1 protein-coding gene and 1 pseudogene are annotated in these 2110 nt (G+C 64.3%); one reads left to right on the top strand and one right to left on the bottom strand.

Translation table 11 applies throughout. The features are described from left to right. Positions 1 to 1595 (bottom strand): molecular chaperone DnaK (gene dnaK, locus Q8M82_RS08750; RefSeq protein WP_305690979.1); only part of this gene is annotated, 1595 nt, incomplete at its 3' end. A gap of 293 nt (positions 1596 to 1888) precedes the next feature. Here dnaK and Q8M82_RS08745 point away from each other — a divergent pair. Further along, positions 1889 to 2110: pseudogene (locus tag Q8M82_RS08745) on the top strand (hypothetical protein); the annotation flags it as partial.

Raw genomic sequence — 2110 nt, 5'->3', positions numbered from 1 at the left:
TTGCGCGCGTTGACGAGCTCCAGCGCTTTCTTGTCTTCCTCGGCGTGGGCTTCGGCATCGCTGACCATGCGCTTGATCTCGTCTTCCGAGAGACCCGAGCTCGCCTGGATCTTGATCTTGTTTTCCTTGCCGGTAGCCTTGTCCTTGGCTGACACGTGCAGGATGCCGTTGGCATCGATGTCGAACGTGACCTCGATCTGCGGCATGCCGCGCGGCGCGACCGGGAGGTCGGTCAGGTTGAACTGGCCGAGGCTCTTGTTGCCGGAAGCCACCTCGCGCTCGCCCTGCAGCACATGGATGGTGACCGCGCTCTGGTTGTCTTCAGCCGTGGAAAATACTTGGTTGGCCTTGGTCGGTATCGTGGTGTTCTTCTGGATCAGCTTGGTCATGACGCCGCCCAGCGTCTCGATGCCCAGCGACAGCGGCGTGACGTCGAGCAGCAACACGTCCTTGACCTCGCCCTGCAGCACGCCGGCCTGGATCGCGGCGCCCACCGCCACCGCTTCGTCCGGGTTGACGTCCTTGCGCGGCTCCTTGCCGAAGAACTCCTTCACTTTTTCCTGCACCTTCGGCATGCGCGACTGGCCGCCGACGAGGATGATGTCCTCGATGTCGGAAATCTTGACGCCGGCATCCTTGATCGCGATGCGGCACGGCGCGATGGTGCGCTCGACCAGTTCGTCGACCAGGCTTTCGAACTTGGCGCGCGAGAGCTTTATGGCGAGGTGCTTCGGACCCGAGGCATCCGCCGTGATGTAGGGCAGGTTGATCTCGGTCTGCGCGGTGGTCGAGAGTTCGATCTTGGCCTTCTCCGCGGCTTCCTTCAGCCGCTGCAGGGCGAGCTTGTCCTTTTTCAGGTCGATGCCCTGCTCGCGCTTGAACTCGTCCGCGAGATACTCGACGAGGCGCATGTCGAAGTCCTCGCCGCCGAGGAAGGTGTCGCCATTGGTCGACTTCACCTCGAACACGCCGTCGCCGATCTCGAGGATCGAGACGTCGAAGGTGCCGCCGCCGAGGTCATAGACCGCGATCGTGCCGGCGTGCTTCTTGTCGAGACCATAGGCCAGCGCGGCCGCCGTCGGCTCGTTGATGATGCGCAGGACTTCGAGGCCGGCGATGCGGCCGGCATCCTTCGTCGCCTGGCGCTGGGCGTCGTTGAAATAGGCGGGGACCGTGATGACGGCCTGGGTCACGGGGGAGCCGAGATAGGCTTCCGCCGTCTCCTTCATCTTGGTCAGCGTGAAGGCCGAGATCTGGGACGGCGAATAATCGGTGCCGTCGGCCTCGACCCAGGCGTCGCCGGAGGACGCCTTCTTGATCTTGTAGGGAACCAGCTTCAGGTCCTTCTGCGTCATCGGATCGTCGAAGGTGCGACCGATGAGGCGCTTGATGGCGAAGAAGGTGCGTTCCGGATTGGTGACCGCCTGGCGCTTGGCCGGCTGTCCGACGAGGCGCTCGCCATCATCCGTGATCGCGACGATCGACGGCGTGGTGCGGGCGCCTTCCGAGTTCTCGATGACCTTAGGCGTCGTGCCTTCCATGACCGCGACGCAGGAATTGGTCGTGCCGAGGTCGATACCGATGACTTTACCCATGGAGGGGATCCCTTTTGAACTGAGCAGATCGCCGGCCTTCGGCGTTGATCGCCTCTGCCCGGCCCATGGACCGGCCCGTCCCCACCTGTCGCGGCGAACGAAACCGGCATTCCACGTTCGACGGTCGTGAAACCGTCCCTTGGCGGCGTATATAGGGAGCCGGTTCCCGCCCTTGCAAGACAGGCGAGCCGATTAAGAATCGGTGCGGAGGCGCTTTCCGGCGACAGGGTTGACGGCGATCATTGCCGCCGAGTGTTGCGGATGTGCCCTTGCGTCGTGCAGCGCGACATTTCATGCAAAACCGGCCAAATCCCTTCCACAGCGGGCTTCTCGTGATCCGACCGCCCTATGCCGCCGTCCGCCTTGCCCTGCTGGTCTTCGCCGGCACGGCGCAGGCTGCGCTGGCGCAGCCGATGCAGTTGCCGGGAGCGCAGCCCTTCAATGCACCGGGCACGCAGCAGGCCGCCCCACCCGCATCCGGAGCCCCCGCAGCACCACGACCGCCGTCGATGCCC

This window comes from Allobosea sp., from assembly GCF_030694325.1.
Lineage (GTDB): Bacteria > Pseudomonadota > Alphaproteobacteria > Rhizobiales > Beijerinckiaceae > Allobosea.
The sequence above is the reverse complement of the archived record's forward strand: the minus strand, read 5'-3'. Positions and strand labels throughout refer to the sequence as shown.